Source organism: Xanthomonas campestris pv. phormiicola, from assembly GCA_025666215.1.
In the GTDB taxonomy this organism is placed as follows: Bacteria; Pseudomonadota; Gammaproteobacteria; order Xanthomonadales; family Xanthomonadaceae; genus Xanthomonas_A; species Xanthomonas_A campestris_A.
This window is the reverse complement of record CP102593.1, coordinates 766,438-792,088: the sequence shown is the minus strand read 5'-3', so window position 1 is coordinate 792,088 and position 25,651 is coordinate 766,438. Positions and strand designations below refer to the sequence as shown.

Genomic DNA, 25,651 nt, shown 5'->3' with positions numbered 1-25,651 from the left:
TGTGGGCTTTTCGACGATCTTCATCCGCCGCCCGATCGCCACCACCTTGCTGATGGCAGGCGTGCTGTTGCTCGGCATCCTCGGCTACCGGCAGCTGCCGGTGTCGGCGCTGCCGGAGATCGACTCGCCCAGCCTGGTGGTGACCACCCAGTACCCCGGCGCCAACGCCAGCACCATGGCCTCGCTGGTGACCACGCCGCTGGAGCGGCAGCTGGGGCAGATCTCCGGGCTGCAGATGATGACCTCCGATTCGTCGGCGGGCCTGTCCACGATCATCCTGCAGTTCGCGATGGACCGCGACATCGACATCGCCGCGCAGGACGTGCAGGCGGCGATCCGCCAGTCCACCCTGCCCTCGTCGCTGCCCTACCAGCCGGTCTACAACCGGGTGAACCCGGCCGACGCGGCGATCCTCACGCTCAAGCTCAGCTCCGAGACGCTGCCGCTGCGCGACGTCAACAACTACGCCGACTCGATCCTGGCGCAGCGCCTGTCGCAGGTGCCCGGCGTGGGCCTGGTGTCGATCGCCGGCAACGTGCGCCCGGCCGTGCGCATCCAGGTCAATCCGGCGCAGCTGTCGAACATGGGCCTGACCATGGAGGCGCTGCGCAGCGCGCTGACCGAGACCAACGTCAACGCACCGAAGGGCTCGCTCAACGGCAAGACCCAGTCCTACAGCATCGGCACCAACGACCAGCTGTCCAGCGCCGCCGACTACCGCGACACCGTCATCAGCTACAAGAACGGCGCGCCGGTGCGGCTGTCGGACGTGGCGCAGGTGGTGGACGGGGTGGAGAACGACCAGCTCGCCGCCTGGGCCGACGGCAAGCCGGCGGTGCTGCTGGAGATCCGCCGCCAGCCCGGCGCCAACATCGTGCAGACGGTGGAGCAGATCCGCGCGATCCTGCCGCAGCTGCAGGCGGTGCTGCCCAGCGGCGTGCACCTGGACGTGTTCTCCGACCGCACCGAGACCATCCGCGCCTCGGTGCACGAGGTCAAGTTCACCCTGATCCTGACCATCGGCCTGGTGGTCGCGGTGATCTTCGTGTTCCTGCGCCGCCTGTGGGCCACGATCATCCCGTCGGTGGCGGTGCCGCTGTCGCTGGCCGGCACCTTCGCGGTGATGGCCTTCGCCGGCATGTCGCTGGACAACCTGTCGCTGATGGCGCTGGTGGTGGCCACCGGCTTCGTGGTCGACGATGCGATCGTGATGATCGAGAACATCGTGCGCTACATCGAACAGGGCAAGAGCGGACCGGAGGCGGCGGAGATCGGCGCCAAGCAGATCGGCTTCACCGTGCTGTCGCTGACCGTGTCGCTGGTGGCGGTGTTCCTGCCGCTGCTGCTGATGCCGGGCGTCACCGGGCGCCTGTTCCACGAGTTCGCCTGGGTGCTGTCGATCGCGGTGGTGATCTCGATGCTGGTGTCGCTGACGCTGACGCCGATGATGTGCGCCTACCTGCTCAAGCCCGACGCGCTGCCCGAAGGCGAGGACGCGCACGAGCGCGCGGCCGCCGCCGGCAAGACCACCGTGTGGACGCGCACCGTGGCGCTGTACGAGCGCTCCCTGGACTGGGTGCTCGAGCGCCAGCCGCTGACCCTGGCGATCGCGCTGGCGACGATGGTGCTGACCGTGGTGCTGTACGTGGTGATCCCCAAGGGCCTGCTGCCCGAGCAGGACACCGGGCTGATCACCGGCGTGGTCCAGGCCGACCAGAACGTGGCGTTCCCGCAGATGCAGCAGCGCACCCAGGCGGTGGCCGAGGCGTTGCGCCGGGACCCGGCGGTGACCGGGGTGGCCGCGTTCATCGGCGCCGGCTCGATGAATCCCACCCTCAACCAGGGCCAGCTGAGCATCGTGCTGAAGACCCGCGGCGACCGCGACGGCCTGGACGAGGTGCTGCCGCGGCTGCAGAAGGCGGTGGCCGGGTTGCCGGGCGTGGCGCTGTACTTGAAACCGGTGCAGGACGTGACCCTGGACACGCGCGTGGCCGCCACCGAATACCAGTACTCGCTGTCGGACGTGGACAGCGCCGAACTGGCGACCCAGGCCGCGCGCCTGACCGAGGCGCTGCGCAAGCGCCCGGAACTGGCCGACGTGGACAACAACCTGGCCAACCAGGGCCGCGCGCTGGAGCTGACCGTCGACCGCGACAAGGCCAGCGCGCTGGGCGTGCCGATGCAGACCGTCGACGACACCTTGTACGACGCCTTCGGCCAGCGCCAGATCTCCACCATCTTCACCCAGCTCAACCAGTACCGCGTGGTGCTGGAAGTGGCGCCGCAATTCCGCAACAGCACCGCGCTGCTGCACCAGCTGGCGGTGTCCAGCAACGGCAGCGGCGCGCTGACCGCCAGCAACGCCACCAGCTTCGGCCAGACCACTTCCAGCAACTCCTCCACCGCCACCGGCATCGGCAACCAGAACACCGGCATCTCGGTCGGCAGCGGCGGCACCGTGCCGCTGGCCGCGGTGGCCGAGGCCAGGATCGCGACCACGCCGCTGGTGGTCAGCCACCAGCAGCAGCTGCCGGCGATCACCGTGTCGTTCAACCTGGCGCCGGGCTACTCGCTGTCGCAGGCGGTGGCGGCGATCGAGGAGACCAACCAGCAGCTGCAACTGCCGCCGCAGCTGCATGCCGAATTCATCGGCAAGGCGGCCGAATACACCGGCAGCCAGACCGACATCGTGTGGCTGCTGCTGGCCTCGGTGGTGCTGATCTACATCGTGCTGGGCGTGCTCTACGAGAGCTACATCCATCCGCTGACGATCATCTCCACGCTGCCGCCGGCCGGCGTCGGCGCGCTGCTGGCGCTGATGCTGTGCGGGCTGAGCCTGTCGGTGGACGGCATCGTCGGCATCGTGCTGCTGATCGGCATCGTCAAGAAGAACGCGATCATGATGATCGACTTCGCGATCGACGCGCGCCGCGAGGGCGCCAACGCGCACGATGCGATCCGCCGCGCCTGCCTGCTGCGCTTCCGCCCGATCATGATGACCACCGCCGCGGCGATGCTCGGCGCGCTGCCGCTGGCGCTGGGCGACGGCATCGGTTCGGAACTGCGGCGCCCGCTGGGCATCGCCATCGTCGGCGGCCTGCTGCTGTCGCAGCTGGTCACCCTGTACACCACGCCGGTGATCTACCTGTACATGGAACGCGCCTCCGAGCGGATGCGCGCCTACCGCGAACGACGCAGAGCGGCGGCAGTGGCCGCGGAGCGGCCGGCATGATGGGTCGGGACTCGGGACTGGGGACTCGGGACCCACAAAGCGGCGCCGCACCGCGGCACTCGCTCGACCGAATCGTTCGGCATTCGCGAAAACTGCATACCACGGGCGCCTTGCGAGTCCCGAGTCCCCAGTCCCGAGTCCCGGCCCCATGAACATCTCCGGCCCCTTCATCCGCCGCCCGATCGGCACCACGCTGCTGGCCATCGGCCTGTTCGTGATGGGCATGATGTGCTACCTGCGCCTGGGCGTGGCGGCGCTGCCGAACATCTCGATTCCGGTGATCTTCGTGCAGGCCAGCCAGGCCGGCGCCGATGCCTCGACGATGGCGTCCACGGTCACCGCGCCGCTGGAACGGCACCTGGGCCAGATCCCCGGCATCGACACCATGCGTTCCTCCAGTTCGGAGGGGAACAGCCAGGTGTTCATGATGTTCCAGAGCGACCGCAACATCGATTCGGCGGCGCAGGACGTGCAGACCGCGATCAATTCCGCGCAGGCGGACCTGCCCTCGGGCCTGTCCACGCCGCGCTACCAGAAGGCCAATCCCAACGACGATCCGGTCATCGCCATCGCGCTGACCTCCGACACCCAATCGGCCGACGAGCTGTACAACGTCGCCGACTCGCTGCTGGCGCAGCGCCTGCGCCAGATCAGCGGCGTGGCCTCGGTCGACATCGGCGGCGCCTCCACCCCGGCGGTGCGGGTGGACGTGAACCTGCGCGCGCTCAACGCGATGGGGCTGACCCCGGACGAGCTGCGCAATGCGGTGCGCGCGGCCAACGTGACCTCGCCCACCGGCTTCCTCAGCGACGGCAGCTCCACCACCGCGATCGTGGCCAACGATTCGGTGGCCAGGGCCGCCGACTTCGCGCAACTGGTGATCTCGCAGCAGGACGGCCGCACCGTGCGCCTGCGCGACATCGCCAACGTCTACGACGGCCAGCAGGACGCCTACCAGGCGGCCTGGTTCGGCGGCAAGCCGGCGGTGGTGATGTATGTGTTCACCCGCGCCGGCGCCAACATCGTGGAGACGGTGGACCGGGTCAAGGCGCAGATCCCGGTGTTGCGCGGTTACCTGCAACCGGGCACCAGGATGTCCGCCTACTTCGACCGCACGCCGACCATCCGCGCCTCGTTGAACGAGGTCCAGGCCACGCTGCTGATCAGCCTGGCGATGGTGGTGCTGACCATGGCGCTGTTCCTGCGCCGGCTGGCGCCGACGCTGATCGCCGCGGCCACCGTGCCGCTGTCGCTGGCCGGCGCGGCGCTGGCGATGTACGTGATGGGCTTCACCCTGAACAACCTGAGCCTGCTGGCGCTGGTGATCGCGATCGGCTTCGTCGTGGACGATGCGATCGTGGTGATCGAGAACATCATGCGCCACCTCGACGAAGGCATGTCGCGGCTGGACGCGGCGCTGGCCGGCGCACGCGAGATCGGCTTCACCATCGTCTCGATCACCGCCTCGCTGGTGGCGGTGTTCATCCCGATCCTGTTCGCCAGCGGCATGATCGGCGCGTTCTTCCGCGAGTTCACCGTGACCCTGGTCGCGGCGATCTGCGTCTCGGCGGTGGTCTCGCTGACCCTGACCCCGGCGCTGTGCAGCCGCTTCCTGTCCGCGCATGCCGAACCGGAGCGGCCGAGCCGTTTCGGCGCCTGGCTGGAGCGCGTGCACGCCGGCATGCTGCGCGTGTACACCGTGGCGCTGGATTTCTCGCTGCGGCACGCGCTGCTGCTGGCGCTGACGCCGCTGCTGCTGATCGCCGCCACCGTGTTCCTGGCCGGCGCGGTGAAGAAGGGTTCGTTCCCGGCGCAGGACACCGGCCTGATCTGGGGCCGCGCCAGTTCCAGCGCCACCGTGTCCTTCGCCGACATGGTCAAGCGCCAGCGCCGCATCACCGACATGCTGATGTCCGATCCGGCGGTGAAGATCGTCGGTGCGCGCCTGGGCAGCAGCCGCCAGGGGTCCAGCGCCAGCTTCAACATCGAGCTCAAGCGCCGCGACGAGGGCCGCTCCGAGACCACCGCGCAAGTGCTGACCCGGCTCAGCGCCAAGGCCGACCGCTTCCCGGACCTGCAACTGCGCCTGCGCGCGATCCAGGATCTGCCCAGCGACGGCGGCGGCGGCACCAGCCAGGGCGCGCAGTACCGCGTCTCGCTGCAGGGCAACGACAACGCCCAGTTGCAGGAATGGCTGCCCAAGCTGCAGGCGGCGCTGAAACAGAATCCGAAGCTGCGCGACGTCGGCACCGACGTGGACACCGCCGGCCTGCGCCAGAACATCGTCATCGACCGCGCCCAGGCCGCGCGCCTGGGCGTGTCGATCGGCGCGATCGATGGCGCACTGTACGGCGCGTTCGGCCAGCGCCAGATCTCCACGATCTATTCGGACCTCAACCAGTACAGCGTGGTGGTCAACGCGCTGCCCGAGCAGACCGCCACGCCGGCGGCGCTGGACCGGATCTACGTGCCCACGCGCAGCGGCGCGATGGTGCCGCTCACCGCGGTGGCGCACCAGGTGCCGGGGCTGGCGCCGCCGCAGATCACCCATCAGAACCAGTACACGACGATGGACCTGAGCTACAACCTGGCGCCCGGGGTGAGCACCGGCGAAGGCGACGCGATCATCGCCGCCACCGTCGCCGGCCTGCGCATGCCCGGCGACATCCGCATCGCCGACGGCGGCGGCTTCGGCGTGGCACTGCAGCCGAATTCGATGCTGATCCTGGTGCTGGCGGCGATCGTGGTGGTCTACATCGTGCTGGGCATGCTGTACGAGAGCCTGGTGCACCCGGTGACGATCCTGTCCACGCTGCCGGCCGCGGGCATGGGCGCGCTGCTGGCGCTGTGGGTCACCAACACCGAACTGTCGGTGATCTCGATGATCGCGCTGGTGCTGCTGATCGGCATCGTCAAGAAGAACGCGATCATGATGATCGACTTCGCGCTGGTCGCCGAGCGCCAGCACGGCAAATCGCCACAGGAGGCGGTACGCGAGGCCTGCGTGGTGCGCTTCCGCCCGATCATGATGACCACGATGGTGGCGATCCTGGCGGCGGTGCCGCTGGCGGTGGGCCTGGGCGAAGGTTCGGAGCTGCGCCGCCCGCTGGGCATCGCGATGATCGGCGGCCTGCTGATCTCGCAGAGCCTGACCCTGCTCAGCACCCCGGCGCTGTACGTGATCTTCTCCTGCCTGCGCGAGCGCTGGCGCGCACGGCGGGCGCGGGCGCGCGCGCGGCGCCAGGCCCGTCGCGCGCCGCAGCAGCCGGCCGCATCGCACTAGTCGGTCTGCACCTCCTCACAGCGCAGCGCTTGGTGCCGGACCCTCACCCCAACCCCTCTCCCGGTGGGAGAGGGGCTCGGCTGTCCTGGTCTAATTCTCGTGGACACCTCGATAGGGGATGATCATGCCCAGCGAGGACTTTGAACGACATGACGCCCCGTATCCGTAGAAATTTCGATACCGCCTTCAAGCTGCAGGTGGTGCAAATGATCCGCGACCAAGGCCTGAGCGTGGGTCAGGTGTGCCGCGATCTGGACTTGGTCGATAGCGCCGTGCGTCGCTGGCTGGCCCAATACGAGGCCGAGCATGCCGGCCAGCCTGGGCAAGGTCGGCCCCTGACCCCCGAGCAGCAACGCATCCGTGAGTTGGAACGGGAGAACCAGCGACTGCGTGAGGACAACAGCTTGTTAAAAAAAGCATCGGCCTTCTTCGCCCGGGAACTGAAATGATCCAGCAGATGATCGATCAGTGGCAGGAGAAGGCCGCAACCGCCCGGCTGTGCCAGCTGCTGGGCGTGAGCCGCTCGGGGCTGTATGCGGCCCGTCGGCGGCGCGCAGCACCGAGGTCCTGCACGCTCGCTGCGCCGTTGCAGGCGGCCTTCCAGGCCAGCGGCGGCAACTACGGCAGCCGCCGGCTGAGCGCGAGCCTGAAGGCCCAGGGCCTGCCCGCCGGTCGCCATCGAGTCCGCCGCCTGATGAAGCAGCAGGGACTGAAGGCGCGCTGGAGGCGCAAGTTCGTCCATACCACCGACAGCCGACACGAGATGCCGGTGGCGGACAACCATCTGGATCGGCGCTTCAACCCGGACGCCCTCGACCAGGCCTGGGTGGCCGATATCACCTACATCCGCACCGAGCGCGGCTGGCTGTACCTGGCCGCGGTGCTGGACCTGTACTCGCGCAAGGTGGTGGGCTGGGCGATGGCGCCGACCATGCCGGCCGAGCTGGTCTGTACCGCCTTGCAGATGGCCATTGCCCTGCGCCAGCCCAAGCCGGGGCTGATCGTGCATAGCGACCGCGGCAGCCAGTACGCCAGCCAGGCCCACCGCGACCTGCTGACCAAGCACAAGCTGGTGGCCAGCATGAGCCGCAAGGGCAACTGCTGGGACAACGCGGTGATGGAGCGGTTCTTCCTGAGCCTGAAAATGGAGCGCGTCTGGCAGCGTCGCTACACCAACCCCAACGAGGCCATCGCCGACATCACCCACTACATCGTCGGCTTCTACAACACCCACCGCCTGCACTCCACCCTCGGCTATCGATCTCCAGCCGACTACGAGAAAGCCACCACCTGAAATCCCCTATCCACGTGTCCACCAAAACTTGACCACAACACGGCTTCTCCCTTCTCCCATCGGGAGAAGGTGCCCCGCAGGGGCGGATGAGGGGACGGACGCAGCCTCGCCTACCAAACTCCACGAGACGCTTCGCGCCGGACCCTCACCCCAACCCCTCTCCCGGTGGGAGAGGGGCTTTGCGGGTCAGGCCTTCAAGGCCTCCAGCGAGGCGCGCTCGATGCCCGCGTAGATCGCGAACTCGTCGTGCACCGGCGCGCCCAGCGCCTGTTCGAACGCGGCGCGGTTGGCGTGCGCGGCGTAGGCGCGTTGTTCGCCGCCGCCGAGGTTGGACTGGAAGATGCCGGCGGCGCTGACCGGCAAAAAGTCCTCGTAGACGATCGGATCGGCGCTGGCCAGGCCGTCGGCGATCAGCGCCTCGGCAGGCTTGCCGGCCAGCGCCGCGGCGCCCGCCGCGCGGCCGGCCTCGGTCAGCGCATAACGGAAATAGCCCAGGCCTTCGCGGCGCAACGTGGCGTAGTCGTCGGGGAACTCGGCGAAGGCGGCCTGCAGGCGCGCGGCGTAGTCGCCGCCGGCGCTGCCGTCGGCGGCGCGCGCGCGCTCCAGCAAGGCGTCGTACAGCGCGCGGCCCTTCGCGGTCAGGGCCAGGCCGCGCTGCTCGATCTCGCCGAAGCGCGCGGTGTGGGTGCCGGCCTCGGCGGCGCCGGCGCCGGCCGGGAAGCGCACCGTTTCCTCCAGCGCCTTGAAGCTGGTCTGGCGCAGCAGGATCGGGCAGCGCCGGCGCGGCGGGCCTTCGATCACCGCCTTGGCGTCGATGCCCCGGCGCAGCATTTCCGTCTGCGCCGCATCGATGTCCAGCGTGCGCGGGGTCAAGTGGTTGATGTGCGGGCCATGGAAACTGACCACGTCGGCGATCAGCTTGTGCGCATCGCTCAGCGCGCGATAGGTCGGCAGCGCCACGGTCGCGTCGCTGTGCCAGCGGAAGGTCTCCAGCGCCTCGGCGACGAAGCGCTGCGCATCGGCCTCGCCCAGCCCGCCGTCGCGCTCGCAGCGTTCGGTCAGCTGCAGCGCGCCGTCGGTGAAGATGCGCCGCTGCGCGAGGATCTGCGCGGCCTGCGCGCGCAGCGCCGGGTCTTCGATCAGTTCCAGCCGCAGCAGCGAGGTGAACACGCGGAACGGATTGCGCGCCAGCGCCGCCGCGTCGAGCGGGCGGAACGCGGTGGAATGCACCGGCACCCCGGCCACCGACAGGTCGTAGTAGCCGACCGGATGCATGCCCATCACCGCGAACAGCCGGCGCAGCGTGGCCAGTTCCTCGGCGCTGCCCACGCGGATCGCGCCATGCCGCTCCTGGTCCAGCCGCGCGCGCTCGCCGTTGCGCTGCAGCTGCGCGTCCAGCGCCGGATCGGCGGCCAGGGTCGCCGCGTTGACCTGCGCCACCAGCTCCATCAGCGTGCCGTACAGCGGCACCTCGGCGCGGTACATGTCGGACATCGCCTGCGCGAACAGGCTGCGGATGGCATCGGGCGAAACGAAAGCAGTGGTCATCGGACGGTCCGGAGCGGCGGTGGCGCCGGGCACAAGGTCCGGCAGAACGCCTATTCTCGCGCCGCGGCGGTGGCGCGGCCAGTCGTGCGGCAGATCGCAGCCATGACGAGCGTCGCGGATGGGCGCGATGGAGGGCGACAGCGTCAGCCGCCCGGCGGCCTGCTGGCCGCAAGCTCCTGCGGGAGCGACTTCACGGCATCTCCAATCATCCCAAATCCAAAAATTGCACGCCATGCGCACCAATGATTCGCGAGCGTTCTAGTCGAGTTCTTTGGGGTTATTAGAGGTGCCGTTCAGTCGCGACGAGCGCAGCAGCGATGCCTGCCGGTCCCCGATCTTGGGGTTGCCTGGATGCGTCTACGACGAGATCCGCGCGTCGCGACTGAAGTCGCTCCCACATGAGCGCCACGGGGACCGCTGGACACCTCGCGCATTCAAGCCGGGGCTTCCAGCACCCGGCCTGCCGACCGCGAGCTGTACGCCGCCGACCACCCTACTGCGCAGCCGCCCGGTCGCGCTGGGCGCGGTCGCCGAGCTGGCGACGCAACAGCGCGTCCAGCTCGATCGGCCGGTCCCAGTGGTCGTAGCTGGCGACGATGGCATGGCGCAGCGCGCGGTAGGTCAGCGACCCCGGTTCGACCTGCAACGCATTCGCCACGTCCGCCCAGCTCGCGTCCGGGCCGGCGCTGGCCCGTGCACGCACCACCTCGCGGTACGGCAGCCCCGCCGCCTTGGCCAGGAAACAGGCGAAGTAGATGTCGCGCGGCGGCCAACCGCGCTCGCGCAGCAATGCCTCGGCGTAGCCGCGCGGCAGCTGCGCGTAGCGCGCCACTTCGTCGAGGAAGCTGTCCGGATAGCGGGCGGCGTAACGGTCGATGTCCAGCAGTTGCCGATCGACCCAGGCATCGCCGCTGCCGGGTACGGCCGCATCCGCTGCGGCGGCGCTCGGTGCCAGCGTATCCTCGGCCACTGCCGCGCTCGCCACGCACAGCGCCAGCGGCAGGATCAGACAGATGGAGCGCAGGCGAGAGGGCATGCGGCGATTCTGCCGGATGCCGGCAGCGCTGTCAGGGTAGCGCGGCCGGCACGCTCGCCAGGGAAGCCCCACAAGGCAGCGCATCCACCCGACGACCTGGCGGATCCGATCGGCTTGCGTCTCGGGCAAGATCGCCACGGATGGGAAAGCGTCGGCGCCGATGGCACGAGCCTGCTCCGCCCGGGCCGCGCCTGCCCTGCACCCGCCAACGCAAGGCCGTGCCCTCATGCGCCACCGCTGGCAGCGCCTGTTTGCGCACTCCCCGCACACACTGGCGGCGCAATCCGCGCGGCGCGGGAACGCCGTCGCCGCGATCGCCCTCACCCCCGCGGCAAGGCATCCTGCGCGGCGGCATGCCGGTTCAGGTCGGCCACCGCCTGCGGCCACTCGGCCGCCGTGGCCACCTCGCGCAGACGCGGTTCGTCGGCGGACACGCCATGCTCGGCCTCGTGCGCCCAGGTGGTGGCATAGGGCGTATGGATGCCCCAGCCTCCGAGCGCGATCACCGGCTCCACGTCCGAGCGCAGCGAGTTGCCGATCATCGCGAAGCGCTCGGCGCCGATGCCGAATTCGGCCAGCACCTTGGCGTAGGTCTTGGGATCCTTCTCCGACACGATCTCGATGCGCGGAAACAGTTCGCCCAGCCCGGATTGGGCGATCTTGGCCTCCTGGTGGAACAGGTCGCCCTTGGTGATCAGCACCACCTCGAACTCGGCGGCGATCGCGGCCACCGCCTCGCGCACACCGGCGATCACCTCCACCGGATGCTGCAGCGTGGCGCGGCCGATCTCGACGATGCGCTGCAGATCGCGCGCGGAAATGCGCGCATCGGTCAGCTCGATCGCCGCCTCGATCATCGACAGGGTCATGCCCTTGGCGCCGTAGCCGAACACCTTCAGGTTGCGCCGCTCCACCGTCAGCAGATGCTGCTGGGTGGCGACGTCGCGCAGGTCCAGGTACTGGCCGAGGATCGCTTCGAACGCGGCTTCAGCGTCGCGGTAGTAGTCCTCGCTTTTCCACAAGGTGTCGTCGCCGTCGAAGCCGACCAGGGCGATGGCGGAGGAGCGCAGAGCGGTAGGAGTAGGCATCGCACAAGCATAGCAGCGGCCCTTATTGCGCCGCAGGATCGCCGGGACCGGGCTGGTAATGCGCGTACTCCTCGCGCGACAACGCCCCATCGGCATCGGCGTCGAACGTGTCGAAGGTTTCGCGCAGGACCGGGTCGGCCGCGGCTTCGGCGCGGCCGATGCGCCCGTCGCGGTCCAGGTCCATCGCGGCGAAACTGCGGGCGCCTGCCGCGGCGCCGGCGTCGCTGGCCGGCGCTGCCGGCACCGGCAAGGTCGATGCCGGCGGCGCAGGCAACGGCGGCAGTGCGGCCGGCGCCGGGGTGGGCGCGGGTGTCGGCACAGGGAGGGGCAGGACGGGTGCGGCAGGATCCTGCTGCGGCGCGGCCATGCCGGTTGCGGCAACAGCCGCCAACGACGACGCCAGGCACAGACGCAGCGAATAGCGTGAAAAACTCATGGGCGGCCCCATCCAACGGCGAATGGACACCCTACTCCTTGCGGCGCTGCGGATGGCCGCGCCGATGTCCGGCCATGTCGGTTCCTCGGTTGCACCGCAAGAGCGGAAAGGCGGCACAAGCCGCCCTTCCTCATACGCATTGTCACGTTCGATTGGGCCGCGACGTCGTCTCCGCGCCGCGGCCGGCACGCGCGCTCGTCTCTGCGCGTACCGGCTGTGGCGCCTTGCCGCCGTCGGCGTTACTGACCGTTGCTGCCGGCGGCGGCGCCGCCCTGCTGCTGTTTGGCGACGTACGCCTTGTATTCGTCCGGGGTCAGCTTGCCGTTGTGATCGGCATCGGCCTGCGCAAAGATCTGGCTGAGGCCTGCATTAACCTGCGCTTCCTGCTTGCTGATGGCGCCGTCGCTATCGGTATCGACATCGGCCCAGGTCTGGCCGCCGCCGGACGCGCCGGCTTGTGCGGACTGCCCGGTCGCACTGGTCGGCGACTGCGCCTGGGTGGCCGCATCGCTCTGCGCCTCCTGGGCGAAGGCCGGCAGGGCCAGTGCGGCCGCGAGAATGGCGGCGGTCCCGATCAGCGGCGTGCGGTTGCGAATGTTCATGGGTGGTCTCCTGTGCTCTCTCGGTTGTGGCATGCCCGGTCGAATCCGGTGCATGGCCACACCGTGCCGGTGCCAGGCTGAATCCATTCCCTTGCGAAAAAACGCAGGCAACGCTTCGTTAACCACAGCATGGAAAACACCCGTTACCGGCTTGGTTAGCAAGCGGTGAGCGTGCAGTAAGCCATTCGTTCGAGGCGTTCGGAAACCAGAAAAAAACCGTGTGTTTCAGCCGATTTCGCGGTCGCGCTCGGCGGATTTTTCGCTTGAACGCGAACTGAACGCGACCCAGGCCACGGCAACGCCGGCAAGCGCACCGGACACTTCCAGCACCACCCGCGACCCCAATTCGTTCGGATCGTGGATGCTGGCCAACGCCAGCCGCGCGTACAACGGCGACTCCAGGCGCACGATGCCGGTGTAGAACAGGTTCCAGCAATCGATCCCGGCCGACACCGCGACCGCGATCAGGCACGACCAGCCCAGCGCATGGCCTTCGGACCATTGCAGCCAGCGGCACAGGCGGTGCCACAACGCGTACACGAGGAACCCGACCGCGAACGCGATCAACCCGGCTTCGAGCGAGCCCAGCAGGCCGAAGTGCAGCGGGAGATTCATTGCGGTGCTTCCTGGTTGTCGGGGAGAGCGCCAGTCTAGGTGGTGTGGCGGCCGGTGTGCGGTCCTCACAGCGCACTCGGGCATGGTCGCAAAGGGCGATGTCGGCGGCGTCTGCCGTGACTATTGCCCGAGGCCACCGGGAGCCGCGCTCACGCTGGCAATCGACCGACAGGCACGCATCAGCCCTCGTTCTCGGCAGTGGCGCTCACCACCGGTGCGCCGTCCTCGTCCCAGCGCACCGTCACCAGCATCGGCCGGCAACACACCTGGCAATCCTCCACGTATTGCTGCGCCTCGACCGACGGGTCCAGCGCCAGGTCGATCCATTCGCCGCAATACGGGCACTGCAGGTCGATGAAACTTTGTTGCATGCCGGACATGATGTTGGCCTGGGAAGCGAGACGAACGGCTAGCGTACCGGTACGTCGTAGGCGGTGCCGGGACTGGGTTCGGGCTGGAAGGTGTAGTGCCACCATTCCAGCGGGTAGTTGGCGAAGCCCTGCGCCGCCATCGCGCGCAGCAGACGCTGGCGGTTCGCGCGCTGGGCCGCATCGATCCCTGCTGCATCGGTGTGCGCCAACGGGTCGAAGAAATCGAAGCCGGTACCCATGTCCACTGGCGCGCAATGGCCGTGTCGGCAGTCGAGCAGACCCAGATCCAGCGTCGCGCCGCGGCTGTGACCGGAGGTTTCGGCGATGTAGTCGCCGAGCAGCACGCGCTTGTCCAGATGCGGGTAGTAGCGCGCCTTGGCGACCTGGTCGTTCGGGTCACGTGCCCAGGCCACGAACGCGCGCACCGCGCGCTGCGGCCGGTAGCAGTCGAACACCTGCAGGCCGTAGCCCTCGGCGCGCAACGCGGCCTGCACGCGCGCCAGCGCCTGCGCGACCGCTGCCAACAGGTAGCACTTGGGCGCCTCGTAGCCCGGCACCGGGCGGCCGGTGAAGTTGTCGTGGCCGGCATAGCGGATGTCCATCGCGATGTCCGGCGCAACCTGGTGCACGTCCACCAGCCCTGCTTGTGCGGCAGCGACAACTGGCGCCGGCGCTGACTCGAAGGCTGGACCGGGGGCCGCCGCTGCGGAAGCGTACGCAGACAGGCCGAACAGCGCGAACGCCAGCCTTCGCCCACGACAAACCCTGGCTATGGCCCGGTACAGCATGCACAGCGGGGCGAGGAACAGCACATGCGCCGAGCATATGCCATCACGCGGCAGCGCAGGAAGCAGCAGACGCCGACATGCGCCCGGCGCGCCCCCCCACCCCCGACATGGCCAGCAGAACACGGCTACCCGCGCGCAGCACGCGCGCATGCGACGCGGGGGGAGAACGGCCGTCGCCAGGCTTCGCGCGGCGCGGCAAAAGCGAACCCCGCGTCAGAGCGCTCGGATACTGAGCCTCAACGAAGAGACGGTATCGTCTCCCGCCCCCTTCACCAAGCGCATATCCTCGATATCGAAATTCTCGAGAATCGCAGGGGAAACGAACGTCGGTTCGTAAATCAGGCTACGCAGCCCGAATGAAGTACGACAGACTATCGTGCAATCGCTTCTCGCAGTGCGCGCTATGTTATCCAACAGCAGCTGCTTGGGTTTTGCGAGAAGCGCGATGACGATCATGTCATAGCCCGAAACATCGTAGTCAACCGCATTTCGATGAAGGATGCGAATGGACCGATCCAGACCCAGCATCTTGATGAGCGCCGACGATTGCTCGACAGCCGCACTGGAAATATCGACTCCATCGACATGCACACCGAGAATCCTGTTGAACCAGATGGCACTCAGCGGAAGCGGACCTGAACCGATAAAGAGCATTCTCTGCGGATGACTGCGCAGCATCGACACCTCGCGCCGCACGAGGCGCTGCAGGCGATTAGCCAATCTATAATCGGAGATCGCCGTCGCGGACCCCGCACACAATCGCGCGACGAAATTACGCTCCAGCGTCGTCTCCCATACGCAATACGCCTCCTGCAATATTCCATGATGGGGCATTTCCCGCTTGATGCCAAAAATCAGCTCTTCAACTTCCGTCGCATAGAATATCCTCGATTCGACGCTCTCCATCAGAAAATCGAGAACATGGAACGGCATGGCCGTATAACCCGCCTCACCACGCTGTTCACGGAGAAAATCAGCCACGTTGCAGATGAATTGCTGCATGGACGCCTTGGATCGCAGCACGCTCTCAAGTGTCAGCTCGCTTACACCGACTCCCCGCAGTAGCGGCTCGCTTGTGCTTGCTGCCACCAGGTCTTCGCTATGCATAAGGACACTCCGTTTTCCTGGGATCTAGAACGAAACCTGTTGCGCAAAGACAGGATGGATTCCCGCAGCATGGCGCCACCTCGGCTAACCAGCGGCGCTCCACCTGCAGTCATGCCATTGATGCGCAGAAGCGACAGCGAAGGAAATCCATCCCGCATGGCGCGGCTCACGCGGTGAAGAAGACCCAAGCGAAATTGCAGAATTCAACCCGATACTTTCCGCCGATACACAGCAATGTGCCGCCACAGAGTATTGACCAGCGGCTCCGCTGTTACCGGCAATAATCGAGATTTTAATCGCCAGAATCCAACAATTCACCGCAAGCGAACCACTTAAACCCATCAGATAATATTTGGCGATGCTTCTCGATCGATAGTGATCCAGGCCAAGACCCGGCGTCAATAAACACCCCAGTTGTCTGCACCACCAATCGATCACTTGTCTACGCGAGTAAACATAGCTTCCACGGAAAGCAAAACGAAAGGAAGCGCTGATATTTGCTCTAAAAACAGTACATGTCTCCATGCTGTAAACCACCATTGCGTCCACAATCGTAGACATCCTGACCCAAGGAAAGGCCAGCGAAAGGTCCACTCATTAATAAAACCACGGGGCAAAACACCGCAATTTACTTGCAATCCATAAATGCACGTGATCCCTAAAAGACCCGTGCCCCGGCATGCGGCGCCAGCCCTTCGGTGTTGGCGCTGTGGATATCGAATCAACGCAGCAACAAGACCAGGATTCCGGCTATTGATTGCATGGCTCGCCATCGTTCTCGACTCATAGCTTAGGTCACAGCGGAAGTATTGGCTGAGACATTCGCCAAGCGTGCGATACGCGTTAAGACAGATGGTCCTTGCATAGGGAGCATGCAATGAGCCAACGCCACGTGCGTGGTCCGCGGAACCATGATCGCCCCGGCCTCGTCGATCAAAGGATCAATAGCTGGGCAACCGACTACAGCAACGCTCAGGAGCAAGATGCAATGTTGGATCACCTCTCCGTCGATACCCACGTAGAACAGCTTATCTCCGCTTATAACGCCGTTTCTTGCCATAAGCCGCTGACGATCAACGAGTCCTCAATCGCGGACTTTTCCAGCCTGTGGCATCTGTGTCAGAGCCTTCGCAACAAGGAAATCGCTCATGCGGTCTGTTCAGATGAGCGCTTGAACGACATCAAGCCGAAACTACTGACGCTCTATGCACAATGGTGCTACCTACGCGAACTCGACGCAGCCCGGAAGATCTTCGAATCGGAAGACACGGAAAGCGCCTTCCACATGCTGTTTACAGACCTCCCGCTTTACGAGCGGATAGTGACTCTTGAGCATCAGACGGTTCGCATCTGCGCGGGGCGTGACCTGAAGTACGCACTGATGATCGGATCCGGACCGGTTGGATCGACAGCCATGATTCTTCGGCGACTAGGGCTGAAGGTGGATTGCGTCGACATCAGCGCGGAGGCGAACGAAATCTCGCACGAATTGATGCGCCGCCTCAACGTTACAGATGGAATAGGCCACATAACCAGCGACATACTGGAGTTGCGCGACCTTTCCAAATACGACGTCATCTGGCTCGCAGGGTTCGTCGGCGTGGCCGACATGAAGCAAAAGGTCATTGAGCACCTGCGAATCCACGCCGCGCCCGGCGCGTTCCTGGTCGTTCGAAGCGCGTCGATTCCTTGCACCATCCTGTATACAGAAGTGCAGCCGTGGGAACTCGATTCCTTTGAGCGCTACCTCTATCTCCAGCCGTTGTCATTCAACAATCACTCCTCCTACATCGTACGGCAATACGACGAGCAACCCTCCCATGGCTAGGCTGCTCATGCTGGATAGCTGGATCTACGCAACCGGGGTCACGGTGCCCTTGGCCATCCGTGGATTGGGCCACAGCTACACGCTGGTGACACCCGATCCGTCCAGGTTCAAGAACAACCCCCTGGGTGATGGCATACATCCGGTGATCGCGGAAGCGGAAGAGGTTGTCGTAGCCAACGTCAACGACGACGCCACCTTGCTCGCGACCGCGCGTAGGCTGCATGAAATCAGACCATTCGATGCGGTGATCACGTCTTGCGATCACTATCTTGTCGCTGCGGCGCGTGTGGCCGAGACGCTGGGACTGCCGACCGTCGGCAGCGAGGTGATCCGAACCACGCGGGACAAGTACTTGATGCGAGTGGCCTCTCGTTCGGCAGGAGTGCCGACCCCGCAGTTCGCGGTGGCTACCACACCACAGGAAGCGCTGGCCATAGCCAAACGGATCGGTTATCCGGTGGTTGTGAAGCCAACGGACATGTCAGCCAGCGCATTCGTCGCGCTGGCGAAGACGGATGAAGAGTTGCTTCAGGCCGCCGAGGCAGTCACCTGCTATCGCCAGAACGCTAGGGGACAGACGCTCAACGCCGTCGCGCTGATCGAAGAATTTCTCGATGGTCAGGAAGTCAGCGTCGAGACAGCGACAGCGAACGGAACCACCCAGGTGATTGCGGTGACCGATAAGTCGCTCTACAGCGATACGCTGTTCATCGAGACCGGCCACATGGTTCCAGCGATCCTGGACGCTGCGACGGTCCACGCCGCCAGTCGCCTCGCCGAAGCGGCATTGCACGCGGTCGGTTATTCCCACGGCGTGGCCCACACCGAGATCAAGCTCACTTCCAGAGGGCCGCGCGTGGTGGAGATCAATCCACGCGTAGGAGGGAACTGGATTTCGGAGCTGGTGCGGATCGCCGTCGGATTCGATCTGATTCAGGCCTTCGTCAAGCTCTCTCTCGGCGCCACCGACTTACGCGACTGTGTGGTCGCTCCGGTTGCGCGCAGCGCCGCGATCCAGTTCCTGCTGCCGCAAGGTCCTGGCGTTCTGGCGGGCGTTTCCAATTGGGACGGCGTTGTAGACGACCCGCATGTGTGGAGGAGTCATCTGGATCCCGCCATTCGAGGCAAGAAGGTTGGCGCTCCGAGGAACAACGACAGCTATCTCGCGCACGTGCTATGCATCGACAAAGAAGGGATGCACGCGCGCCGGCATTGCGAGCGGCTGATCGCGGCGATGGAACTCGCCTACCTTGAAAGACACTGACCTACCCAGCCGCGCCGATCGGCGGTGCATCTGCGGCCCTCGGTCGCGCCGAGTCGGGCGGCCGCCGATCTCGCGCCTGCGCGGGACGACTTGCGCTGCGGCTATGTGCCTGCTCGCCGGATGCACCTTGGGACCAGATTTCAAGTCCCCTGCTCCCGATTACCGCAATGTGGCTCTGCCGCCCATTCAAGAACGGACCGCCTCGGCGAATGTGGCGGGCGGGGATCCCGAAGCGCTCCAGGTCGGTGGCGACGTGGCGAGCCGATGGTGGGAGCTTTATCAATCCGCCGAACTGACGACTCTGGTCGAACAGGCCGTTCGCGACAATCCCGACCTGCATGCTGCACACGAAGCGCTAAACAGGGCAAAGCAACTCGAACGCGCAGAGGGCGGCAGGCGATTGCCTTCGGTGAACGCGGACATCTCCCAGCAACGCAGTCGCTATGCGCAGGCCGAGGACGGCGACACCGGCGCACCAAGTCACTATGCCATCTCCGAAGCACGACTGGGCGCCATCTACGACATGGACCTGTGGGGCGGCATTCGTCGCTCCATCGAGGCCAGCGGCGCGCAAACGGATTACGCTCGCTTCGAACTCGAGGCATCGTACCTTGCGCTGACCAGTCACGTGGCGACCGCGGCCTTCGAAAAGAGCGGCCTCGACGAGCGAATCCGCATCCAGAAGCACATCATCGAGCTTCAGCGACAGTGGCTCGACTTGGTCGAAGGGCAGGCAAAGATCGGAACTAGGAGCGATTTCGATGTCGCGCTGCAGCAGTCGACGCTTGCCCAGTCCAAGTCCTCGCTGGAGACGCTGCTGGTGGATCGCGAGCAGGTACAGCACAGACTGGCGGCTCTGCTGGGGAAGCCACCCGCAGCGGTTGCCGATGTCTCGATCGACCTGGACACGCTGAAGCTTCCTGCCACTCTTCCGGTTACGCTACCTTCGAGACTGGTCGAGCAGCGTCCGGACGTCAGAGCGGCGGAAGCGGCACTGCACGCGCAGACCGCGATGGTGGGTGTTGCCACCGCTCAACGCTTTCCCGACATCACGATCAGCGCCCGGCTCGGCGCCGCCTCACTGGATCCCAGCAGGCTCTTCGGTGCAGGGAATGGATTCTGGTCGGTCTCCACCGGCGCGAGCCAATCCATATTCGACGCCGGATCGCTCAAGCACCGCCAGCGCGCCCAGGAGGCTGCGATGCATGAGGCCGATGCGCGATGGCGAGCGACCGTCATCGACGCATTCCGGGCCCTCTCCGATGCCCTGTCGAGGTTGCAGCACGATGCTGTGAAGCTGCAGCTTGCTGCCGATGACGAGGCGGCCACGCGCCGAATCCAGACGCTATTGGAGCGTAGGAATGCAATTGGCAGCGTATCCACTGTGCAACTCATCGCGGCACAGGAAGCCTATCAGACCTCATCGCTCGGACTGGCCCAGGCGCGCACCGATCGCTTCATCGACACGGTCGTTCTGTATGAGGAACTCGGCGGCGGATGGTGGAGGCGCGATGACGCTGGTGAACAGCAGGCACATTGAGAGTTGCGCCATGCCGGCGACCAGGCAACAACTGTGAATAGACGGAACGCTGACGATGCAGACACACCCTTCGGACAGGCAAACACCGATGCTGAAACGGCAACGCTGGACATTCGCGACCGCATTCACCGGAAACGCGGTCTATTTCTCCATCATCCCGTTCCTGGCACTCTTTCTCGCCGATGTGCTGCACATGGAAGCTGGAGTCGTCGGGACGGTGCTCGCGATGCGAGCGTTCGCCAGCCAGGCCTTCACCTTGCCCGGTTCCGTGGCCGGGCGCCTTCTCGGTCCCAGGCCCACCCTCGCGTTGAGCTCCCTGCTCCGTGCGGTAGCGTATTTCCTTCTGGCCATGGGCCGCACGGAGGCGATGCTGATAGCCGCGGTGCTTGTCATCGGAGTGGCCTCATCGATTACCACAGGCTTAAGTTCGGCGCTGGTGTCCGGACGGGAGCGCGGGCGGAATGTGCTCGCATTCGCCAACCTGGCCACGTTCCGCAACGCAGGTGAGATCATCGGGTTCCTGGTTGGAGGATGGCTCTGTCCACGCTACTTCGAGCGCGTGTGCATCGCCGCATCGCTGATCTACCTGGCGACGACCGTTTCATTCCTGCTGATCTTCAAGCAGGGGGATCTGAGCCTGGAAGACCCGAGAGGGAAAGAGCACCTGCCTGCTGGCATTCGGATTCTCAGCCGCCGTTTCTTCGCGACCTGCATCGGCGTGGCGCCCTACTCCATTCTGGTGGCACAGCTCTATGTAGTAGTTCCGCTATTCATCCTTTCGTCGCAAAACAGGGCCGACTTTCTTGGACTAGGCCTGAGTATCGCGGCGCTCGTCGGCGTGGTGGCGCAGGCGCTGTTCAGCCTGTACGGCGCGTCCATCTACCTCAACAAGGTTGCGACATCACTGAGCTATATCTTGATGGGAGGCGCCTTCGTGCTACTTCCTGTTTGCTCGTATCTCGGCCTGTCTGACTGGGTGTCGTCGGTGTGCTGCGGTGCCTTACTCACATTCGGCACGGTGTTCGCGTATCCGTCCGCAATGGCGCATATCCGCGCATGCTCGAATGGCCGCGATACCGGCCTTTATTTCGGGATCTACTACACGCTTGCATCTGTTCTCACGGCGATTTTCACGAAATGGCTGGTCGGCATCGGCGTGCACACGCACAAGGACTGGATCGTCTACGGTGCGCTCATGCTGATCGCAGTGCTCGGCGCCGTCGCCGACTGGGTTCTTTCCGCCAAACCGGGCATCGAGGAGAATGCCGCACCGCCGCGACCTGTCGCGAATGTATTGATCCCAGCGAGCACTTCGGTTGAAGGAAAGCGTCCATGAGCGCAAGCGAAAGTCAACCTCGTGGCGCAGGGCATTCGCCGCGCTGGCGCGCCATCGCCGTTCTTGCGCTATGCATCGTTGGATTCGCAGCGTATCGGCACAAAGCCACCTTGGCGAATCCGCCGCCAGCAGCGTCCGGCTCGATGGCATTGCCGGTTGTCGCCGCAGCGACGGTGGTCTGTACCGATTGGAACCGGCACGAGTCCTTCAGCGGAGTGGTCCGCGCGTCTCATAGAGCCGATCTCACCACCGATACCGCGGGCATCGTGGACTCCGTGCATTTCGATTCGGGCAAGTCCGTGCAGGCCGGCGAGCTTCTCGTGCAGCTGCGCTTGAACGATGGGCCGGGTGTGCTGGCCGAGACGGAAGCGGATTTGACGCTGGCCCAGAAGAACTTTGCACGCGCCGTCGAGCAGTTGCGCCTGGGAGCGATCAGCCAGGAGGAATTCGACTCGCTGCGCCATGCGATGGAAGCGGCAAAAGCACGGCTCGCGGCGCAGAGGGCTCGTGTCGAGCAGCGAAGCGTTCGTGCACCATTCGCCGGCACCGTGGGCATCCGTAAAGTGGATCCTGGTCAGTTCATTCAGGCGGGCGACGTCATCACGACGATCGACGGGAGAACGCCTCTGCTCTTCGACTTTTCACTTCCGCAGTCGCTACTTCCCTCGATCCGCGTCGGACAGCGTGGCCGGATTGCGGTCGAAGGCTATGGCAAGAAGAGCTTCGATGCGACCGTAAGTTCTCTGCCCCCGATCGCCGACCCGCAAAGCCACAACATTTCCGCGCGAGCGACCTTCGCCGGGGATCCGCAGGCGCTTGTGTCGGGCATGTTCGGGACGATGCGCCTGGATGTGGAAACACTGCGCGCCGTCAGGACAGTCCCGAGGAGCGCGATACTGTCCAGCACGCATGGCGATACGCTGTATCTGTTGAGCACCGCGGCGAAGGAGGCCGTCGTCCACCAGGTTCCGGTGGCGGTAAAGGACGACGATGGCGACAGGGCGGTCGTCGAAGGACAGTTCAAGTGTAATGACAGGATCGTGGTCAGCGGGCAGATCAAGATCGAGGACGGCGCTCGTGTCGCTGTCGCACCGCATGAATAGGCATTGTCCTTGTGGAGGTCGCGCATGAAGTCTGGATCCTCCCTGGTTTCGGCGCTGACCCGCGCCAGCACGGTCTTCGCCGTCGTTCTGGTGGTGACGGCATGTGGCATCCTGGCGATTGGCCGCCTTCCGATTCAGGCATTCCCGACCATCAAGTACGCCACCATCGACATCTCCACGGTCTACTACGGCGCCGATCCGGAGACCATAGAAGGCTTCATCAGCTCTCCCCTGGAGCAGGCCGTGTCGCCTGCGAAAGGCATCGATTTCGTCACCTCTGCCAGCAAGGAAGGCCAGTCCGAAATTGTCCTGCATCTGACCCTCGATGCTGATCCAGCGGCGACGCTGGCGCAGGTCCAATCGCTGGTCAACGCGGTCCTGTCCAATCTTCCCTCAGGAACACAAAGTCCTGCCATCGTCCTCAACTACGGTGACGAAAGCATCCTGGATCTCGCGCTGACCAGCGCCACCGCGACCGGCCCGCAGATGTCCGAGTACGCGCTGCGCGTGCTGAAACCGGAAATCGCCACGATTCCCGGCGTCCGCTCCGTTAGCGTCAACGACAGTCTGCCGCTGGCGATGCGCTTGAATCTTGATCCTTACAAGATGACGGCCTACGGACTCACCGCAGAGGCGGTCCGCGACAAGATCGCGGGAAACAACTACGTCGCGGGCGTAGGGACGATCGATGGAGACAGCGTTTCGTTACCGCTCACCATCGCGTCCGGGCTTGGCACGGTTACCGGGTTCAGGAATTTGGTGGTGGGCACGGTCAATGGGTCGCCCATTCACATCCGTGACATCGGCAGCGCGGAGATCGGAACGTCGCGCGAGAAGTTCGCCGCGTATGCCGATGGGGTTCCCGGCATCTTCCTGGATGTCGTGCCCAACGATGGCGCCAACATCATCCAGGTCGCCCAGGCGGTCAAGAACAAGGTTGCGCTATTGCAAAGGACGCTTCCCCCCGGTATTGCCTTGACCGTAAACGAGGACGACACGGAATTTACGCGCCACGCGCTTCGCGAAGTGCTACAGGCTCTTGCCGAGGCGCTTCTGGTGGTCAGCCTGATCGTGTTCGTCGCCTTGAGCAACATACGATCGGCGCTTATTCCGGTGATCGCGGTACCGCTTGCGCTGCTGGGGAGCCTCTGGTGCCTCAGCGTGCTCGGCTACAGCATCAACGAACTCACCCTGCTTGCGCTGGTACTTTCCGTAGGATTGGTCGTGGACGACGCCATCATCGTCGTCGAACGTCACGAGCGTCATCTGGAATCGGGCTTCTCGCCACACGACGCAGCGGATAGGGCAGTATCCGAATTGCTGAGGCCGATCGTCTCGATGACAATCGTACTGGCAGCCGCCTATCTTCCTATCGCGCTTCTGCCCGGAATCGCCGGCGTCCTGTTCCGGGAGTTCGCCACCACCCTCGTCGCATCTGTCTCCTTCTCCGCGCTTATTGCCGTCACAGTCAGTCCCTTGCTGTGCCGGTTTATTGTTCGGCGATCGAGCCACGTTGCTGGCGCAAGCGGCGCCGAAACCTGGCGCAAGGTGCTTCGGTCATTCGACAGGTTGCAGGCTAGATCGTTGGCGAACTATCGGCTCGTGAGCGTCTGCGGCGGCCTGCTGATAGTCGCGACGGTGTTTTTCTTCGTAGGCAGCCGACAGGAACTGGCGCCTCAGGAAGACCAAGGATACGTGCACCTTCGCGGACATGCCGCTCCGGAAATGTCTTTTGCAGCGTCCCGGCGCTTCGACCAGGACGTCCTTGCACGCATAGCCCGTTTCCCCTATTCGGGACACTCCTGGAATACGGTCACGCCGGCGTCGATCAGAGGCGGGATCTCCTTGACCAACTGGTCATCGCGCCCTCCTACGGCCGACGCCATCGATCAGCTGCGACAAGCACTCCATGACGTCACCGGATTTTCCTTCTCGCTATATCAGTCGGAATCGCTCCCCACCGAAGACGGCGACCCTGTCGAGTTCGTCGTCGAAGGGGCGGGCGAACTGGACGACCTCACCAAGGTAACGCAAGAAATCCTGGCAAAGATGAAAGCATCGGGCCTATTCGCCTACCTCGAAACCAGCCAGCAGCTTGGCCAACCGAAAAGCCGCATCGTCCTTGACCGCGCAAAGTTGGCCGATTTCAATCTGGATGTGCAAAGCGTTTCCAATGCGCTCAGCCCCATGTTGAGCGGGAGCTATATAAACTACTTCAACTATGAGGGACGCTCTTACAAGGTAATCTCTGCAGCCGAGCGCGATTCGAGAAAGCTTGGCCGTGACGTACTGGACTACCCGGTCGCAACGGTCAATGGGCAGCCGGTCCTGCTACGGGCTGTCGCACATCTGGAGACGACCACCGGCGCGGACGTGCTACGCCATTTCCAGGGCCAACGCGCCATTACCATCTCCGGCGAATTGGCGAAGGGAGTCTCCCGCGGGCAGGTGGCGGATTACCTTGCGGACGTGACCAATAAGTTCCCAAAGGACTACTCCTCGGATATCTCGGGCCCGATGCGCGAGTACACAAAGAACCAAAAGGGCTATGCGGTGACGCTACTGCTGAGTATCGCGGTGGTCTATCTAACGCTCGCTTCTTTCTACAACAGCCTTACCGATCCGATCATCATCCTCGTTTCGGTACCCACCTCGCTGTCGGGCGCGTTGCTCTTCGTGTGGCTCGGCCTCGATCAGCTTTCGGTAAACCTGTATACGGACGTTGGACTGCTCACGCTGATCGGCTTGATCAGCAAACATGGCATCCTGCTGGTCGAGGTGGCGAACGAGCAACAGGACCTGGGCCGCTGCAAACGCGATGCGATCCTTGTCGCCCTCGATATCCGGCTTCGGCCAATACTGATGACATCCGCGGCGATGATCATCGGGTCACTGCCCCTGCTTTTCATAGGCGGCCCCGGCTCGGCGGCACGGTCGACGATCGGATGCATCGTGATCGCAGGGCTGGGCATCGGAACCTTTTTGACGCTGCTGATCGTGCCTGCGTTCTATATGCTATTGGCGAAACCTCGCGCAGCGCTTGTGGAAAACAGCGGCACTTCGCTCATCCCGGCCGATCGAGTTTGACGAGCCTCGCAGCGCCCTGTTCGCCAGGCTGCAAGACCCTTTGCCCAAACGCGTAACCACATCCGCTCCTGTGGACGCGATTGGACAAGCCAT

Annotated in this window: 18 protein-coding genes and 1 pseudogene; 9 read left to right on the top strand and 10 right to left on the bottom strand. The window is 65.0% G+C overall.

Annotated elements, in window-relative coordinates; all coding sequences use genetic code 11:
• The first annotated feature begins 1 nt into the window (after position 1).
• From NRY95_03250 to NRY95_03240, 3 genes are all read left to right on the top strand, one after another.
• A complete protein-coding gene (locus NRY95_03250) occupies positions 2-3,232 on the top strand; it encodes an efflux RND transporter permease subunit (protein ID UYC17001.1) in 3,231 nt (1,076 codons plus the stop codon).
• 148 nt (positions 3,233-3,380) lie between these two features.
• Complete coding sequence (locus NRY95_03245; GenBank protein UYC17000.1) at positions 3,381-6,515, top strand: efflux RND transporter permease subunit; 3,135 nt, start codon at positions 3,381-3,383, stop codon at positions 6,513-6,515.
• 149 nt (positions 6,516-6,664) lie between these two features.
• A protein-coding gene (locus NRY95_03240; GenBank protein UYC16999.1) for an IS3 family transposase occupies positions 6,665-7,809 on the top strand; the annotation gives its coding sequence in 2 pieces (ribosomal slippage) (positions 6,665-6,917 and positions 6,917-7,809; 1,146 coding nt in all).
• Positions 7,810-7,995: 186 nt separating this feature from the next.
• On the opposite strand, the gene NRY95_03235 is transcribed toward NRY95_03240, so the two are convergent.
• The 10 genes and pseudogenes from NRY95_03235 to NRY95_03190 all read right to left on the bottom strand — a co-directional run bounded on the left by NRY95_03235 (position 7,996) and on the right by NRY95_03190 (position 15,940).
• Positions 7,996-9,357, bottom strand: coding sequence for a VOC family protein (locus NRY95_03235; protein UYC16998.1), 1,362 nt, complete (start codon positions 9,355-9,357; stop codon positions 7,996-7,998).
• Positions 9,358-9,850: 493 nt separating this feature from the next.
• On the bottom strand, positions 9,851-10,393 hold the full coding sequence (locus NRY95_03230; GenBank protein ID UYC16997.1) for a hypothetical protein: 543 nt from the start codon (positions 10,391-10,393) through the stop codon (positions 9,851-9,853).
• Positions 10,394-10,713: 320 nt separating this feature from the next.
• Positions 10,714-11,481 carry an HAD family hydrolase gene (locus NRY95_03225; GenBank protein ID UYC16996.1) on the bottom strand — a complete coding sequence of 256 codons (768 nt, stop codon included), beginning with the start codon at positions 11,479-11,481 and terminating at the stop codon, positions 10,714-10,716.
• Positions 11,482-11,503: 22 nt separating this feature from the next.
• Complete coding sequence (locus NRY95_03220) at positions 11,504-11,917, bottom strand: EF-hand domain-containing protein (GenBank protein UYC16995.1); 414 nt, start codon at positions 11,915-11,917, stop codon at positions 11,504-11,506.
• A 239-nt stretch (positions 11,918-12,156) separates the two neighbouring features.
• Positions 12,157-12,519, bottom strand: coding sequence for an EF-hand domain-containing protein (locus tag NRY95_03215; protein ID UYC16994.1), 363 nt, complete (start codon positions 12,517-12,519; stop codon positions 12,157-12,159).
• Between the two features lie 225 nt (positions 12,520-12,744).
• Positions 12,745-13,134 (bottom strand): hypothetical protein, encoded by a 390-nt coding sequence (locus NRY95_03210; GenBank protein UYC16993.1) that lies wholly within the window; start codon positions 13,132-13,134, stop codon positions 12,745-12,747.
• A 179-nt stretch (positions 13,135-13,313) separates the two neighbouring features.
• On the bottom strand, positions 13,314-13,514 hold the full coding sequence (locus NRY95_03205) for a CPXCG motif-containing cysteine-rich protein (protein ID UYC16992.1): 201 nt from the start codon (positions 13,512-13,514) through the stop codon (positions 13,314-13,316).
• 29 nt (positions 13,515-13,543) lie between these two features.
• Positions 13,544-14,158: pseudogene (locus NRY95_03200) on the bottom strand (M15 family metallopeptidase).
• A gap of 348 nt (positions 14,159-14,506) precedes the next feature.
• Positions 14,507-15,400: a hypothetical protein gene (locus NRY95_03195; GenBank protein ID UYC16991.1), complete on the bottom strand. Its 894-nt coding sequence runs from the start codon at positions 15,398-15,400 to the stop codon at positions 14,507-14,509.
• Between the two features lie 84 nt (positions 15,401-15,484).
• Positions 15,485-15,940 carry a hypothetical protein gene (locus tag NRY95_03190; GenBank protein ID UYC16990.1) on the bottom strand — a complete coding sequence of 152 codons (456 nt, stop codon included), beginning with the start codon at positions 15,938-15,940 and terminating at the stop codon, positions 15,485-15,487.
• Between the two features lie 337 nt (positions 15,941-16,277).
• Here NRY95_03190 and NRY95_03185 point away from each other — a divergent pair, with 337 nt between their 5' ends.
• The 6 genes from NRY95_03185 (at position 16,278) to NRY95_03160 (ending at position 25,558) form a co-directional block, all read left to right on the top strand.
• A complete protein-coding gene (locus NRY95_03185) occupies positions 16,278-17,228 on the top strand; it encodes a hypothetical protein (protein UYC16989.1) in 951 nt (316 codons plus the stop codon).
• On the top strand, positions 17,221-18,492 hold the full coding sequence (locus tag NRY95_03180; protein ID UYC16988.1) for an ATP-grasp domain-containing protein: 1,272 nt from the start codon (positions 17,221-17,223) through the stop codon (positions 18,490-18,492). The genes NRY95_03185 and NRY95_03180 overlap by 8 nt, the downstream gene beginning before the upstream one ends.
• Before the next feature lie 127 nt (positions 18,493-18,619).
• A complete protein-coding gene (locus tag NRY95_03175; GenBank protein UYC16987.1) occupies positions 18,620-20,032 on the top strand; it encodes an efflux transporter outer membrane subunit in 1,413 nt (470 codons plus the stop codon).
• Positions 20,033-20,087: 55 nt separating this feature from the next.
• Positions 20,088-21,368, top strand: a complete 1,281-nt coding sequence (locus tag NRY95_03170) for an MFS transporter (protein UYC16986.1) — start codon at positions 20,088-20,090, stop codon at positions 21,366-21,368.
• Positions 21,365-22,471, top strand: a complete 1,107-nt coding sequence (locus NRY95_03165; GenBank protein UYC16985.1) for an efflux RND transporter periplasmic adaptor subunit — start codon at positions 21,365-21,367, stop codon at positions 22,469-22,471. The genes NRY95_03170 and NRY95_03165 overlap by 4 nt, the downstream gene beginning before the upstream one ends.
• Positions 22,472-22,495: 24 nt before the next feature.
• Entirely contained in the window at positions 22,496-25,558 is a 3,063-nt protein-coding gene (locus tag NRY95_03160) for an efflux RND transporter permease subunit (protein ID UYC16984.1), read from the top strand.
• Positions 25,559-25,651: the final 93 nt, after the last annotated feature.